Origin of the sequence: Bacteroides muris (ex Fokt et al. 2023), from assembly GCF_024704895.1 — a bacterium.
GTDB lineage: Bacteria > Bacteroidota > Bacteroidia > Bacteroidales > Bacteroidaceae > Bacteroides > Bacteroides muris.
This window is the reverse complement of the sequence record NZ_JAMZEE010000002.1, coordinates 171,510-188,322: the sequence shown is the minus strand read 5'-3', so window position 1 is coordinate 188,322 and position 16,813 is coordinate 171,510. Positions and strand designations below refer to the sequence as shown.

Genomic DNA, 16,813 nt, shown 5'->3' with positions numbered 1-16,813 from the left:
AATATAGTGGATGAACTCAAAGAAGTGCTGGAACACCAGCCTGTAACACAGGACAAGGAACAAAAGAAAGCTCTGCGTGAAAAGAAGAAACAGGTCAGGGAACTTGAAGGGTATCGTGACAAGCTGATGGAATACGACAATCACCTTGAAGTCCTTGGAGAACGTAATTCCTATTCCAAGACCGATCCTGATGCCACATTCATGCGTATGAAAGAAGACGCCATGAAGAACGGGCAGACCAAGCCCGGGTATAATTTACAAACAGGTACTGAAAACCAATTCATCATAGACTTCCGGCTGTTTCCCAACCCCACCGATACGCTGACCCTGATCCCTTTCTTCCACTCCTTCCAGCACCGCTATAACCGCTTACCGGGTATCGGTGTGGCAGACTCCGGTTACGGCTCGGAAGAAAATTACCGGTTCATGCAGGAAAACGGGATAGAGGCCTTTGTCAAGTACAACTACTTCCATAAAGAGCAGCGTACCCGTTATACTCCCAACCCGTTCCATGCGGAAAGTCTCCATTACAATGCGGGGGAGGATTATTACGTTTGTCCGATGGGGCAACACATGAACCGCATAGGAACCAGACATGACAAAACAGCGAGCGGATACATCACCGAAAGTGCCCGGTACAAAGCACAAAGATGCGAAGGTTGTCCTTTGCATGGAAGTTGTTTTAAAGCACGGGGAAACCGTATTATAGAAGTCAACCACCGGTTAAACCAATACAAACGGCAGGCACGGGAAAGGTTAGTCTCAGAAGAAGGAGTCAGGCATAGGGGCAGGCGGTATATAGAACCGGAAGCTGTGTTCGGACAAATGAAATACAACATGGCATACAGGAGGTTCCGGCATGTGGGAGAAGACAAGGTGACAATGGACTTTGCCTTCTTTGCCATAGCTTTTAATATCAAAAAGATGTGTGCAAAACTGAGAAAAACAGGAAAGGAGCTCATTACACTTACTAAATCTATATTTATTGGACTATTTATAACCCGATACAACGGGAATATAGCAACTTGTTACCAAATGAATGAGAAAAAAGCGGCGTAGACAAAAGAAAAGATAACAGGACTATAAATTATAGAAAAAGGTTGTGCCAACGTTTTGACACAACCTCCTTTCTCGCATTTAGCAATACTCTCTTCTGAACCAAAGCTCGAATATAGGGTCGGAGAAAGCATACTTGTTTCCTTCTTTCTCAATGAAATCACGTTCTGTCAGCATACGCTTGTTGCGTGTGATGGTCTGTGCACTGCCCAATTCATATTTCCGCACTACGGGGATGGAGTTGAAGCGGTATTCACCATCGGCTACAGCACGAAGCATGGCAGTTTGGGCAGCAGTCAGGTTCTCGGTGTCGTTCATGAACATAGGCATGTTGGTGTCTATCAGTTGGCGGGTACGGATTTCGATAATCTCATCTGTCACTTTTTCAGACGTACCGCTCCAGATGAAATAGCACAACTGTTGCAAATACCACGAATGGCATTTCACGATGTCGCACAGTTGTTCTGCTTGCTGTTCGCTGATTTCTTTGTTCGTCCGGTGGAAGGCATTGACGATGAAGGGCACCCATTCCTCTTTCTTTATCTTTTGCAGGAACAGTACTTGTCCGAAGCGGTTAGAAGAATTGTTGAAGATGTCCATCATCATATGCCGCTTGCTTCCGTAAAAGCAATAGGAGACTTGTTGCTGCTTCTGCCAGGCAGAGCGCATTTTTCCCTCCATACTTTTGTAGCCGGGTAGTAGTGCCAGTTGTTGGAACTCGTCGATGCAGACAATCAGGTGTATGCCTTTGGCAGCTGCTATCTTTTCGGGTAGTTCCAGTATCTCCATGACACTTTTTTCTTCCAGTTCCAATTTCAAGTCAAAGGAGAGGGTACCGGTTGGGTCGCTCTTCAATGTGATACTGGGAGAAACGGCTTTAAGAAACTGTTTCACATCTTCAAGCCTCTTTTCAAGGGTGGAGGCGGCGCAAGAAATGACTTCTCGCGCAAAGATGCGGTAGAATTCAGCTTCCGTCTTGATGCTGAATGCATCAATGAAGCAGACACGGATATGCTTGTCTTCTTGTGTCAGTTCGTCCATAGCTACTTTTACAAGCGACGATTTTCCCCATCGGCGCGGTGAAATAAGCATTACGTTGATGCCCGATTCAAGCAATTCTTTCAGTTGCTTTCGTTCTTCTACCCGATTGACGAAACTTTCTTTATCAACCAGTGTGCCGTATTGAAAAGGTGATTTCATAAGCTTTCTGTTCTTGATTTAATGACAAATATACAAATTATACATCAATGTATAATACATCTATGTATAATTTTGTTTGAGCACATGTACAAAAACACCCACTTTTTGCACATGAAACGGAGAACGTGAGCAAAAAAGCCTTATTTTTGCTCACGTTATTGATTCCGAGTATAGTATTAAACACAAATATACTATGAAAAGTAAGACTCTTGCATTGATTCTATTATGCTGCGCTGCCTCGCTGGGCGCCAAGGTAAAACTGCCTGCACTGGTAGGCGACAACATGATACTCCAGCAGCAGACTGAAGTGAAACTGTGGGGAACGGCAACGCCGAAGGCGGAAGTACGTGTAACCCCCTCGTGGAACGGACAAACCTCCACTTGCCGTGCCGATAAGGATGGCCATTGGCTGCTTGCCGTGAAAACTCCGGCAGCAGGATACACGCCTTATGAGATAACCTTTGATGACGGAGAAAAAACTACGTTGAAGAATATCCTAATCGGTGAAGTATGGCTTGCTTCCGGCCAGAGCAATATGGAAATGCCCCTGAAAGGCTTTGTCGGCTGTTGCATCATGAATGGGGCGGATGATATTATAGCTTCTGCCGAAAACAGAGGCGTGCGTATGTTCACCGTTCCCAAGCACCAGACTTATGAACCACAAACCGACTGCAAAGGTAGCTGGAACATATCTTCCATAGAAACCGCACCTGATTTCAGTGCGACGGCCTACTATTTTGCCACTTCGTTGAGCCGTGCCCTCCGGATTCCGGTCGGCATCATCTGTAGCGCTTACGGTGGATCCACTGTAGAAGGTTGGATAAGCCGTGAACTGCTGGAAAACTATCCAGACATATCTCTCAACCCTGATTCCATCGAACGCCTGCACCCCATGCACCGCCCCATGCTGATGTACAATGCCATGCTGAAGCCGCTTCAGAACTATACCATAAAGGGATTCATCTGGTATCAAGGCGAGTCTAACGTAGGCCGTCATGAAACATACGCCGAGCGTCTGGCCGATATGGTGCAGCTGTGGCGCAAAGAATGGGGACTGGGCGAATTGCCTTTCTACTTTGCCGAAATAGCGCCGTACGCCTATGGAGGTATCCAGCAAGAGAAAGCTGCTTACCTACGTGAAGCGCAATTCCGTGCCCAAAGCCTGATTCCGAACAGTGCCATGATTTCTACAAACGACCTTGTAGAGCCTTATGAGATATACAATATCCATCCCCGCAACAAGACGAAGGTGGGCCAACGTTTGAGTTATCTGGCATTGAACCTTACCTATGGATTGAAGCAGATACACTGTTTCGGCCCACAATATAAGTCATGGACTGCTAAAGGCAGTGAAGCATGGGTTTCCTTCGACCATTTGGAAATGGGTATCTGTCGCAACTATGACCTTCGCGGTTTCGAAGTGGCGGGTGAGGACCGTGTGTTCCATCCTGCCGACAAAGTATGGCTGCACTGGCAGACGAATGAGGTCGTGATTTCTTCGGAGAAGGTGTCCCGTCCTGTTGCCGTGCGCTATTGTTTCCGTGATTTCCAGGTCGGTACAATGATTGGCGGGAACGAACTGCCCACTATTCCATTCCGGACGGATAATTGGTGAAAGAGTGAAAAGTATATAAACACTTTCATTATACTATAATATTGGGCGCGGGTTACGCAGAATTCACGGATGCAGTAAACTAAATCCGTGAAATCCGTGTAATCCGCGCCTAAAAGAAAATATCTAGAGGGTTTTGTTCCCCCTCTGTCTTTCTTATTGTTTCAGCAACTGTTCTGCTGCAAGTACCAGGAACATATAGTGGGACGAACCTCCTCCCAACACATACTCAGTCTGTTGCCAGAGGAACGGGAACGTGAGGAGTTCCGGGAAGTCGGGACGGATAAGCGCCGTGCCGGAAATGACCCCACCGGGAATGTACGACCAGTCTGCGCGGTTCAGTCCGTAGCCTACAGTGGCCGATTGTGCGCCGACACCCGAGGCGAAGGAAGCCTGGTTGGAGCCCGGGTGGCATCCGAGAATGAAGTTGAGGGCATTGAATACCGGTGCTTTCGGGAATATTTCCGGATAGGCGGTTGTCAGGAAGTAGTGCTGGAAACCGAAACGCTGTATATCCCAGCCTGCACCCCAGATATGTGGACGGTAGGGAATGCCGTAAGGAGTCTCCTGCACTTGCTTGTCCAGTTCTTGTTTGTATCCGGTCAGAGCTTTGCGGAAAGCGGTGGAGAAAGCTTTGGCTTTCTTGTTCTTCATCTGTGCGAACTGTTTTTCCACACGTGCCGTGTACCAGCCGATGCGGCCTATCTGCTTGATGATGAGCTCCTGGTTGTCCAGGATGAAGTCCATATAGGGTTGTTCGCCCGTGGTGAGGTACAGTTCTACGGCTGCCTGCACTTTGGGGAACAAGGCTCTGTTGTTGCCGCTTCCGGTAGACGCATATACTTTGCGGGCAATGTCGAGGCAATGCACGCTCAATGTATCATTGAAGCCTTTCAATACACGTGATACGGCAGCAAGTTGGGCAGCTGTTGACTGTTCCCGTCCGGGGTTGTCCTCTGTAAATATCCAACGGTCGTCTTCATTGCCGATTTTTCCGTCCGTCATGGCGGCGGCATCACCCAGAAGTACGTACTGGCGCAGGTCGTTGCAGATGATTCCCCGGTAGAGACGTCCCAGTGCCAGATAGCCGTTGACTACCGTAAGGGCGCCGTTCTCTACTTGTTGCAGCAGATCATTCTTGCCGTCGGGCTGGTGGATTTCCGTCACACGGTTTATCTGGTCGATGGAAGTCACGTCGAGATCCGGTCGGAAAGCTTCGTAGGCCAGTGCCAGGATATAGGATTCTCCGGCTTGGGATTCGATGCGGAGGTCAAAGTCTCCGGCATCGTGCCAGCCGCCTATGTTCACTCCGGGAACCACTTCACCGGACTTGAACTTGGACAGGCCCTCTTTCTGGTCGTAGCCGTCGATATGGTTGTGTGCCGGTGCCATCCGGGCATCGTCCATGTGGCAGCAGTCGTGCCATACGCGGTACTTCTCGTTGACGCGCATATGGCACATCTGTACGGGAAGGAAATATTCCAGTACGGGTTGCCATACGCCGCGGGCATATACGTCATTGTCGATGCGGAAGATGGGGGACACGGAAGTATCATATTTGATCTTATAAAGTCCCGCTTCCTTCACATCCGTGAAGTCCACCTTCAGATAGTTGTACCTCAGGAACTTTCCCCAGTTGGCAGGAGTGACGTTCTTGACAACCTTTTCGCCGTTGGCATCGATACGGATGATTTGTGCCGTTTCCTTTCTATTGTCACGTATATCCATTTCGATGACAGCTTCCTTGTCCTGGGCGGGATGATAACCTATCTGTGAAGTCTGGATAACCGGCTGATACATCCAGTCGGCCACTACGTTCGGAGTGATAATCCATTTGACGGCGCCTTTGGTGACATCCGGCTTTATGTTGCTGCGTAGTACGAACCAGCCGTTGTTGTGGTTCATCCGGCCGTCAAACAGTTGCAGGTCACCGCCCAATGATTCGATGGTGACTTTGTTGTAGGGGTCATCCGGTCGGGAGGTGAACTTGGTTCCTTTGGCGTAAGGTTCGCTGATGATGTCGTCTGCCACAATCGGGCTGTAACCTTTTCCTATCAGTTTGTCCATGTCTGCCAGCGATTGCTTGCCGTCATGGTAGTTTCCTGTATGCAGATGGTTGGGTTGGGTTGTCATCAGGGGGGAGTTGGGCTGTTGCGGGAAGATTCCGCTCTGACCGTCCATAATCCAAGGCTTGCCGAAGAGGGAACCCGGGAAGAATTCGAGGTTGAAGCCCACTTTCCCGATGAATTCCTGGGGAATGGGGCGGTCCAGGTCTACGGTCACTTCGATGTGCTTACCTTTGCTTTCCACTTTCACGGTATAGGTAAGTTGGAGGTCTGGGTAAATCATCGGATTGAATCCGGTGAGGTGGCGTGAAGAGTCGGGATAGCAGAGCGTGGCGGTGATGCTGTTGTCGCCGAGCTTCCGGTTGAGTTGTTTCGGCACAGGCTGCCATTGTCCGGGGGTGGCTTCCAGTCGGATGTCTCCATTCGTTGCCACGCGGTGTCCGTTCATGATGATACATACTCCTCCCTGGTGTCCTTCGGGATAGATGTCATCAAAAGCCATGACGTCGACTCCTTGGTTCTTGAAATAACCGGAAGATGTCAGCTTGAAATCTTGTGCATGCAGCGCACCGCTACTGCAGAGCAGTACTAAAGCTGATGCAAATAGAAAATGTCTCTTTCTCATAGTATCTATTTTTTAGTTATAGAATTTTCCACTAATATACGGACTAATTGGGAAACAGATGGTTCTTGTTTGTAGCCAATTACGTTATGGAATGTGTCTTTTGCCTATATTTCGAAGACAAATATTGTGTGGGGGGAACTGACAGATATTGGTCTTGATAAAGCAAGGGCCGGATGTCCAAAGGTAGTCTCTATTGGAATCAATTGTGCCCTTCTTGTCGGATGAATCTTATTACGGATGCGGAATGCTCTTATGTTTCCAATGAGATTGTTGTCAACCGGAGTGCTGCTTTAGTAGCGTTGGATGTATTGGGGCAAAATAACGTGACTATTCAGCCTGCTGCTTTATGAACTCGGACGGGCTGATGTGGAACTCATCTTTAAAATGCTTGGAGAATACTTTGGGAGAATTATAACCTAGTGTGTAGGCAATCTCCGCGATTTGCATCTGGCTTTCTGTCAGGAGCTGCTGTGCCCGTTTCATGCGGATGGTTCTGATGAACTCGATGGGTTTCTTTCCCGTTATCTTAATCATCTTCTTGTAGAAGTAGCTGCGTGATATATTCAGGCTGCTGGCCAGCTCCTCGACAGAGAACTCAGTTTCGCTGATGTTGTCCTCTACAATCCGGATGGCTTTTTCTACCAACTGCCGGTCAAGAGGGGTGATGGTGATACGGCTTGGTTCGATTTTAATGTCCTGATTGAATATTTCCTGCCGTTTTACGTTCATCTCGATAATCTTGTTGATGCGCAGCTTGAGGACTTCCATATTGAAAGGCTTGGTGATGTAGTCGTCCGCACCGACGCCAAGTCCCTCCAATTGATGCTCCTCGCTTGCTTTGGCTGTCAGCAGGATGATGGGGATATGTGAATAGCGTATATCGTTCTTGATGGTTGAGCATAGTTCCAGACCATCCATCTCGGGCATCATGATGTCACTGACCACTAAATCAATATCTTCCTTTTCCAGTACATTCAGTGCGTGTTTTCCGTTTGTGGCTTTTAATACATGATACTGCCTGGCGAGACTTTCAGAGAGAAACTTCAAGAAGTCGTAGTTGTCATCTACGAGTAATATGGTGAATGGATGGGTTTCTTCCTTTATTTCCGGTTTTTCGATCGGTTCTCCATTTCTGCTTTCATTACTGTTCTGGTGCAGGGGGAGGGTAATCAGGAATACGGAACCGCAAGGCTGGTTATCCCTGACACAGACAGTACCCTGATGCATCTTTACGTATTCGGAAACAATGTGCAGTCCGATGCCGCTGCCTCCGTTGCTTGATTGGTTTTTCCCAGACTGATAGAATCTTTGGAATATTTTCTCCTTGGATTCATCTTCTATGCCGCAACCTGTGTCGGTAAAGGTCAGTTCCAGATTTGTGCCTCTTACGGCAATATCCAGTGAGATGCTTCCTTTATTGGGAGTGAACTTGAATGCATTTGACAGTATGTTCGTGCATATCTTGCGTATCTTGTCATAGTCGAAATCCATGAAGACAGAATGTTGTGGAGTGGTAAGGCTATAGCTGATGTTCCGCTTCTGTGCTATCGGATTGAAAGAGTGGAATATTTCACTCAGAATGATAAGGATGTTGTCATGTTTGCATTTCAGGGTTTCAGCCTTGGCATCCAGCTTTCTGAAATCCAGCAGTTGGTTAATCAGTTCCAGCAGATAGTCGGCATTTTGTTTGACCATATCCAGAATACCTTTACGATATTCGGGATGGTCTACGAAAAACTCTTCAAGCGGATTGATGATAAGTGACAAGGGAGTCCGCAGTTCGTGGCTTATGTTGGCAAAGAACTGTAGTTTCATATTGTTGATTTTCTGCTGCCTTTCATTTTCCACCTCGATGGCTTGCATGATTTGTTTCTGCTTTTGGCGTAAGCGCAGATTGCGGATAATGGACAGAAGGATACACAAAATGATACCGGTATATATGGTATAGACCCACCAGGTGCGCCACCAAGGAGGGAGTATCTTTATTTTCAGTTCCTTGATGTTGGGGCTCCATATGCCTTGTGAGTTGCATGCCTTGACGGATAAAGTATAGTTTCCGGCAGTCAGCATGGATAGGTTTACTTTGTTGTTTTCGGCATAAATCCAGTTGGAATGAATCTTATAGGCATATTTTATCTTATCCGTTTCCACCAGGTCGAGGGCAGAGAAGGACAGAGTGAATGAATTTTCCTTTTCAGTGAAGGAAAGGTGTTGTGCACATTCAAGTGAGCTGCCGTTCAGGATGTCCGGATGGGGCATTCCGGATTTGAGCTCAATACCGGTAAGGTAAATGTTGGCATCATAACTTGTGGTCAGGATGTCTTGTGGAATGATAGTCTGGTAACCTTTGGGGGTACCTATCAGTATATTGCCGTTCTGCAGTTTGAGGATGGCGTGGACATTGGTATCGTTGCATATCAGTCCGTCGCTTACGGAGTAGTTCACGATGGCGTATGTATCGTTTGTTATTTTGATTCGTGAGATGCCGTTGCCGGTGCCAATCCACATTTGGTTGTTGTTGTCTTCTGTGATGGCTCTGACGAGATTGGCGGCAAGTCCGTTTTTTTGGTCAAGGAAGTAGATGGAGTCGTTCTTCTGGTTCCATATGCTCAGTCCGTGTGGATGTCCTATCCAAAGAAGGTTCCGGCTGTCCTTATAGACAGTGAGCATATTGTTCTCCTTGAAGCGGCCGGCTTCGGTGTAGATATTATAGGCTTGGGTTTCCGTATCGATAATAATGAGTCCTCCTCTGGTTGCTACGTAAAGGGTGCTGTCTTTGTCATAGTACATATCACGGACAAAGAATTCTCCCGGACGGTACAAGATGGTGTCAAACTGCCCGGTTTCCGGATTTAACCTCTGTATGTATCCCTTCATGGTGCCTATCCAGATGTATCCGTGTTTGTCCACCTCTACTGTATACACATTGTTCTCGAGAAGCTGGCTGTTATTTACTGTGTATTGTTTGATTTGCCCTTTCGAGTAGCATAGCAGTCCTTTCTGGAAGGTGCCTATCCATAAGCGGTTTTTGGAGTCGATGGATAAGTCAACTACAATATTGGCGGGAGTTGCAATTTTTTCGTATGAATCAGTCACCAGTGAGCGTCGGATTAGTCCCGTACCGTCTGTTCCGTAGTAAATGGATTCCTGGCTTGTGTCTTCGCAGAAGGTCAGGATGTCATCATATTCTAGGGATTTGTTGCATAGTATGATTTGGGACGTGGGGCTATAATAGGAAATACCGTGTTTGAAATTCCCTATGTATATGGTTCCGTCTTTGTCCCGGTAAATGGAATTCAGATTGTTGCTGGCAATGGTGTGCGGTTTCAATGGGTTGTGCACTAAGTTGGTAAGCGATTTGGCCAGGATGTTGTAAACGAACAGCCCCATATGGCTGGTAAGTATCCATACGTTGCCGTCTCCCAGGTCGAGGATGCGTTGCACGCGATTGTACTGTATGCGGGTATTATCGTTCAGGCTGATGTTCTCCCATTGCTGTGTAAAACTGTTCTTGTGCAAAAGCAGGCTGTTTTGGAAGGTGTATACCCATAGGCTTTCGTTTTGGTCTATGTAAATGTGTGGCTCATGATTCTCCAGCAAAGGTCTATAGATGGCGGGAATGGCTATTTCCTTGACTTCGGAAGTCTGCTTGCTGATACTGTATAGGGTACCGTTGGAGTACATTATATAAATGAACTGGACACCTATATAGAGGCTTGAAATCTTTTCAACTGCCAGTGGATAGGCTTTGATGGAGCTGTTGTCCATGCTTCGTATGTAAAGTTTGGAATAGTCGTAGGCCCAAAATTCATTCTTGGAGGTTTTTCCCATCCTCAGAATGTTTTTACTGGGGATTTGCAGCCCATCGAGTATGGGTTTATAGTCATTGTCGAATTTACCGGTCTTATAATTATAGATACTGTAGCCGCTGGAAGTCCTTATCCATACATTGTCGTCCGGCCCTTCGAAGATTTCGCTGATGGCATCGTCCGGCAGGTCGGAGTTGTTTTGGTAATACTGCTGGAAGGAGTAGCCGTCGTATTTGTTGAGTCCTGATTCTGTCCCCACCCAGAGGAATCCCCTTTTGTCTCTGTAGATGCTTCGGATACTGTTGTTGGAGAGTCCTTCTGTTGTAGAGAGCTGCTTGAACATGACAGCCGGCGGGATTTCCGCTGAGTTACCTTGAGCAGTAAGGAGGAAGGCCAGGTTGCATATAAGGAATAGAAGCAGTTGTTTCATGTATTTTCTTTATTGGAAGGATTGACAATATTGTAACTGCAAACTTAGATATAATCCTCCGAACGAGCAAGGGAAGATTTGCGTATTCGCGTGGGATGATATCCTCCGTTTGGTGAAAAATAGTATGCATTTTGTTTCCAATGGCCCTGTATGGGTTCTATGAAACAAAACCGGATATTAAAATACATTTTTAAGGCATCTGTGTTTCCTTTAAGAAAAATACATTTGCAGGCAAGATCATTTAAATCCTAATAGTATGAAGAAAGAACTTTTAGCAGTGGCGATGCTGTTGTTTGCCGGCGGCAATCTGTTGGCACAGCCACATGTCAATGACGGTACCTCGTATCTGATGAACCAACCTCTGGACATGAGTGCCGATTTCCGTGACTTGAGTAATACCTTGTTTTTTGCAGACCACCTGGAGTCATTCGATGCCAAGTCGGGTGAAGGGCTGGTGAACTGGAAACGCGGGCATCTGATGCCCCGCCAAGCCTTCAATACCAACGGTGCACAGCCCCGTAAGATGAGAATGCTCGATTTTCCTTTCACTGCCTATGAAAATGACCCTGACCTCAAATTCAAGATTGACTTTGTAACTCCGCGTACGGTACGTATCCGTATGCTAACGACCCTGGTGGAACCTAAACCTGCCGCTTCCATCATGTTGGCAAAGGAACCGGGCAGGGATGGAAGCTGGAAAGTTACCGAGACGAATGACAAGATTGTCTATTCCAGCGACTATGGAACCATTCAGATTAACAAGAATCCCTGGAGAATTGTCTTGAAGGATAAAGCCGGACGTATCTTGAGTCAGACTGCCGCTTTGAGTGATGCGGACTCTACGCAGGTAAAATACACGCCGTTCTGTTTTGTGAAGCGGGGAAGCGACAATGCTCGTCGTATCAATCCCGTGTTTACTCTGACTGCAGATGAGATGATTTTTGGCTGTGGCGAGTCTGCTACAGGGTTGAACAAAGTGGGGCAGAAAGTAAATCTGTTTGTTACAGACCCACAAGGACCTGAGACGGACCAGATGTACAAACCGATTCCTTTCTTTATGAGCAATCGGGGATATGGTATGTTCATGCATACTTCCGCACCTGTCACTTGTGATTTCGGTGCTACTTATATCGGGCTGAACAAAATGTTTATGGGCGACGAAAACTTGGATTTGTTCGTATTCTTCGGTGAGCCGAAAGACATCTTGGATGAGTACACTGATTTGGTAGGAAAACCGGGTATGCCTCCATTGTGGTCTTTTGGTACATGGATGAGCCGTATCACCTATTTCAGTGAAAAAGAAGGTTATGATGTGGCTGCTAATATCCGCAAGAATAAGTATCCGTGCGATGTTATCCATTTTGATACTGGTTGGTTTGATGTAGACTGGCAATGCGATTATAAGTTTTCTGAAAACCGTTTCCAGAATCCCCAGCAGATGCTGAAGGACCTGAAGTCGCAAGGGTTCCATGTTTGCTTGTGGCAGTTGCCCTATTTTACTCCCAAGAACCGTTATTTCCCTGAATTGATAAAGAAGAACATGTATGTAAAGAATGGTAATGGGGAACTTCCTTATGAGGATGTGGTGCTCGATTTCTCCAATCCGGAGACTGTAAACTGGTATCAGAACAAGTTAGCCGGACTCTTGAATATCGGTGTCAGTGCCATCAAGGTTGACTTTGGCGAAGCTGCTCCTCTGAACGGTATTTATGCCTCTGGCAAGAGTGGTTGGTATGAGCATAATCTCTACCCGGTGCGCTATGACATGGCAGTATCCGAGATAACCAAAAAACTCCATAACGAGAACATCATGTGGGCTCGTGCTGCGTGGGCCGGTTCACAACGCTATCCATTGCATTGGGGCGGTGATGCTGCAACTACGAACACGGGACTACTGGGTACGCTTCGTGCAGGCTTGTCCTTCGGCTTGTCCGGTTTCTCCTTCTGGAGCCATGATATGGGCGGTTTTGTAAAATCCACTCCGGAGGACTTGTATTGCCGCTGGATACCGTTCGGTTTCCTTACCTCCCATACCCGCGCACATGGGGCACCTCCGACAGAGCCGTGGTTGTACGACAGCAAGCGTGTGCAGGATGTCTTCCGCAAGAGTGCAGAGATGAAATATCGGCTGATGCCTTATGTTTATGCCCAAGCTAAGGAATGTACCGAGAAAGGTTTGCCGATGTTAAGAGCCTTGTTTGTAGAATTCCCCGATGATCCGGGAGCATGGAAAGTGGACGATGAGTATCTCTTCGGTTCGCAGATTCTGGTTGCCCCTTTGCTCGAATCCGGTATGACGGGCCGCACAGTTTACCTTCCCGAAGGAAAGTGGATAGATTACCAGACAGAGAAAGTTTACGAAGGCGGATGGCATCGGATTGAAGCAGGCAGTCTGCCGATAATCATGCTGGTACGTGACGGTTCGGTACTTCCTCATCTGAAGTTGGTGCAGTCCACTGCTGAGATGGATTGGAGCAAAATGAATCTGAAGGTATACAGTGCTGACAAGAAGCTGGCGGAAGGATTGGTTTGTCTACCTGCCGACAACCGTATTCAGGTTGTGAAAGTGGATTGCGGAAAGGCCAAACCGCAATTGTTGAACAAGGTTGAAGGAACTTCCCTGAGTTTCTGAACTTAATCTTTGGAAATCTATATTGAATTCGCCCCAGCCGGTATGGAAGAGAACGGGATATAGTTACCGAAATCTGTGCCACCATAGTGGCACAGATGTGCCTTCCCAATGGCACGGCAGTGCCTCTAAGGTGGCACAAAATTGTGTCGCACAGCTTTTGTACTTATGATTGGGGTATTTGTTAAACCTAAGTATTTAGTATTTATGAGAAATGTGATGAAGTATTTGGGTATCATGTCAGTATCGCTGGCATGTGCCGGACCTCTCTTTGCAACAAGCGTACAGCCGTTTGCAGGTGTCACTGTCGTACAGCAGAGTGTAGTTACTGTGAAGGGCCAAGTGGTGGATGAGAAAGGAGAGCCCATCATCGGTGCCAATGTCATTGTGGAAGGTACGACAAACGGTATGATTACCGATTTGGACGGTAACTTCTCCTTGCAGTGTCCCGTAGGTTCTACGCTGAAGACCAGTTACATCGGTTATCTGGCGCGAACGGTCAAAGTAACCGGGAATATGAATGCTCTGAAAATTACTTTAAAGGAGGATACCGAAACCTTGGATGAGGTGGTTGTTGTGGGCTACGGTACGATGAAGAAATCCGACCTCACCGGTTCTGTGGCTTCCGTGAATGCGGAGGAAATGATGAAGCGGAATCCGGTGAACTTGGGACAAGGTTTGCAGGGAGCTGCGGCAGGTGTATCTGTCATCCGTTCTTCCGGTGACCCGGAAGGAGGTTTCTCCATTCGTATCCGCGGTGTGGCAACCGTGAATGGCTCTGCCGACCCACTCTATGTAGTGGACGGTGTGCAGGTGGGAACTTCCATCGATTTCTTGAATCCTAATGATGTAGAGTCCATCGAAATTCTGAAGGATGCTTCGGCTACGGCAATCTATGGTACCCGCGGTGCCAATGGTGTCATTATGATTACTACCAAGAACGGCGGTAAGGGTAAGGCAAAGGTGAACTTCTCGGCCAACTATGCCCTTCAGTTCAATTCGAATAAGATTGATGTGGCTGACGCGGGCTTGTTTGCAAGTGCTGTACGTTCCGCCGTCAAGAATGACGGTATTGCCATGACCAATCTGGCATATGGCGAGGATTACATAGGCAGACTGAACAGCATTGACTGGCAGGACGAAATGTCACGCATGGCATTACAGCAGAACTATAATCTTTCTGCTTCGGGAGGCAGCGAAAATACCCAGGCCAACTTATCTCTGGGTTACTTGAACAATCAAGGTATCGTGATTGAATCGAATTTTAAACGCTTGACGGCACGCGCTAATATCACCCACAAAGTGAAAGACTTCCTGCATGTAGGCTTGAACTTGAACTATGCGCATTCGGAAAAGATGGGAGGAGGCAACCTGAGAAATTATGCACAAGCCATTCCAACCATGGATTATGTAGAGGACGGTGTTTTCTATTCCATGCCTATTGTGTTGCCCGACGGTACTTGGGGACATTACAAGAAAGAAGGTAACGGTGACGTGAACAAGGGAGCTGACAATCTGGTTGCTGCTGCCAAGACTGCCGACAGCATCAATAAATGGGACCGTTTGCTCGCCAGTGCTTTTCTGCAGCTCGATTTGTACAAAGGATTGACTTTCAAGACCATTGCCAGCTATAATTATTATACCAGAGGTTATAATGGCTATACGGCTTACAATGACAGAACTTTTGGAACTCAAGACCGTAAGGACTCGTTCTCGCTGAATCAGAGCCAGTCTACCTCACTTGGTCTGGAAGCGTTCTTGAACTATGACTGGTCCAATGAGCACCACCGCGTAAGTGCAATGGCCGGTTTCTCTACCAGCGATACGAACGGTGCCTGGCTGAATTCCAGTGCCAACGATTTCCCGGCAGATAACATCCGCCAAATTTCATTGACCAATGATCCTTCTTCCAAGCAAACGGATGGCGGGCTAGACCTGAAGACAAGATTCCTTTCTTACTTCGGCCGTCTGACTTATACTTTGAACGACCGCTATATTGTGACTGCAACGGTACGCCGCGACGGTTCTTCGAACTTTGGTGCCGGCAATCGTTACGGTACATTCCCTTCCGCTTCTGTAGCTTGGCGTCTTTCCGAGGAAAAGTTCATTAAGGATTTGGAACTGTTCAGTAACTTGAAGTTGCGTGCCGGATGGGGACAGACCGGTAATGCGGGCAATGGTACCAACTTGTCCATTGCACAGTTGTCTTCGGCAAATGCAATGTACTGGTTCTTTAATGGTTCGAGTGTGATTAACGGTGCCGGTATCGCCCAGCAGAAAGAAATTGATACCAACCTGAAATGGGAAACCAATGAGCAGACAAATATCGGTATTGACTTTGCCTTTATGAACAATGAGCTTTCTTTCTCTGCCGATTACTTTATCCGTGACGCAAAGGATCTGCTTCTGTATCGCCAGATTCGTCCTTCCACCGGTTTCTCCAATGTCTATACTAACGCGGGACATATCCGTAACTCAGGTTTCGAGTTTACTGCTGCGTGGAACAAGAGCTTCAGCGATTGGAATATCGGCATAAGGCTGAATGGGTCTACCCTGAAGAACGAGGCTATTGAAGTCGGCGATCCGATATTCAGCAAGTCAGGGTCAGCACAAGATGGCGACAACTGGGACAACCACTCCATTACACAGAACGGCTATCCTGTAGGTTCCTACTATGGCTGGAAGGTAGAAGGCATTTTCAGAACCCAGGCCGAAATTGATGAAATGAATAGGCTGGCGGTTGAAAAGGGAGTTGAAAGTGGTGTATATCAGGACAAGACTACCCAGCCCGGCGACTATAAGTTTGTTGATTTGAATGGTGACGGGCAGATTACCGATGCCGACCGTACTGTTATAGGCAATGGATATCCCAAGTTCACTTACGGAATGAACCTTACCGCTTCCTGGAAAAACTTTGATTTCTCGATGAACTTGTACGGTGTAGCCGGTATGGATATCCTTTCTTATTCTTCGGCCCGCTTGACCTCTGTCTATGCACCCGACGGCGGTTATCAGAATGTACTGAAGGAATATATCAATAATGCATGGTCGTCTTCGAATACCGGTGCCAAATATCCGCGTATCACCAAGACAGACTATAATAAGAATATGCGTGTGTCCGACGCCTACATCCAGAAGGGGGATTATCTGAAGATTTCAAATATTCAGATAGGATATACATTCCCGAAGAATGTGCTGAAACCGGTGAAAATGGAAAATGCACGCGTATTTGCCAGTGTCGACAATGTATGTACCATTTCTTCGTACAATAAGTTCGGCGATCCGGAAGTTGGTGACTCCAATGTATTGTATTCGGGATTTGACGGAGGACGTTATCCGTTCCCGATGTCGGTTACTTTCGGTCTGAGTGTACAGTTCTAATACTA

General features: G+C 47.2%; 7 protein-coding genes. 4 read left to right on the top strand and 3 right to left on the bottom strand.

The features are described from left to right. Positions 1 to 1,059 (top strand): transposase (locus M1B78_RS01495; protein ID WP_257939707.1); only part of this gene is annotated, 1,059 nt, incomplete at its 5' end. A 78-nt stretch (positions 1,060 to 1,137) separates the two neighbouring features. On the opposite strand, the gene M1B78_RS01490 is transcribed toward M1B78_RS01495, so the two are convergent. Beyond that, a complete protein-coding gene (locus tag M1B78_RS01490; protein WP_257939706.1) occupies positions 1,138 to 2,256 on the bottom strand; it encodes an AAA family ATPase in 1,119 nt (372 codons plus the stop codon). Positions 2,257 to 2,449: 193 nt separating this feature from the next. Between M1B78_RS01490 and M1B78_RS01485 the strand changes: the two genes are divergently transcribed. Continuing rightward, entirely contained in the window at positions 2,450 to 3,871 is a 1,422-nt protein-coding gene (locus M1B78_RS01485) for a sialate O-acetylesterase (protein WP_257939705.1), read from the top strand. A 153-nt stretch (positions 3,872 to 4,024) separates the two neighbouring features. On the opposite strand, the gene M1B78_RS01480 is transcribed toward M1B78_RS01485, so the two are convergent. Continuing rightward, entirely contained in the window at positions 4,025 to 6,559 is a 2,535-nt protein-coding gene (locus tag M1B78_RS01480; RefSeq protein ID WP_257939704.1) for a glycoside hydrolase family 9 protein, read from the bottom strand. Positions 6,560 to 6,886: 327 nt separating this feature from the next. Further along, positions 6,887 to 10,798: a hybrid sensor histidine kinase/response regulator transcription factor gene (locus M1B78_RS01475; protein WP_257939703.1), complete on the bottom strand. Its 3,912-nt coding sequence runs from the start codon at positions 10,796 to 10,798 to the stop codon at positions 6,887 to 6,889. 256 nt (positions 10,799 to 11,054) lie between these two features. Here M1B78_RS01475 and M1B78_RS01470 point away from each other — a divergent pair, with 256 nt between their 5' ends. Together M1B78_RS01470 and M1B78_RS01465 are read left to right on the top strand one after the other, a co-directional pair. Further along, positions 11,055 to 13,430, top strand: coding sequence for a TIM-barrel domain-containing protein (locus M1B78_RS01470; protein ID WP_257939702.1), 2,376 nt, complete (start codon positions 11,055 to 11,057; stop codon positions 13,428 to 13,430). Positions 13,431 to 13,634: 204 nt separating this feature from the next. Next, the gene (locus M1B78_RS01465) at positions 13,635 to 16,808 is read left to right on the top strand and encodes a SusC/RagA family TonB-linked outer membrane protein (RefSeq protein ID WP_257939701.1); all 3,174 of its coding nucleotides are present in this window, start codon (positions 13,635 to 13,637) and stop codon (positions 16,806 to 16,808) included. Positions 16,809 to 16,813 lie beyond the last annotated feature (5 nt).

Coding starts and splice junctions, on each gene's coding strand:
- M1B78_RS01490 (WP_257939706.1), bottom strand. CDS start 2,256: ATGAAATCACCTTTTCAATACGGCACACTGGTTGATAAAGAAAGTTTC.
- M1B78_RS01485 (WP_257939705.1), top strand. CDS start 2,450: ATGAAAAGTAAGACTCTTGCATTGATTCTATTATGCTGCGCTGCCTCG.
- M1B78_RS01480 (WP_257939704.1), bottom strand. CDS start 6,559: ATGAGAAAGAGACATTTTCTATTTGCATCAGCTTTAGTACTGCTCTGC.
- M1B78_RS01475 (WP_257939703.1), bottom strand. CDS start 10,798: ATGAAACAACTGCTTCTATTCCTTATATGCAACCTGGCCTTCCTCCTT.
- M1B78_RS01470 (WP_257939702.1), top strand. CDS start 11,055: ATGAAGAAAGAACTTTTAGCAGTGGCGATGCTGTTGTTTGCCGGCGGC.
- M1B78_RS01465 (WP_257939701.1), top strand. CDS start 13,635: ATGAGAAATGTGATGAAGTATTTGGGTATCATGTCAGTATCGCTGGCA.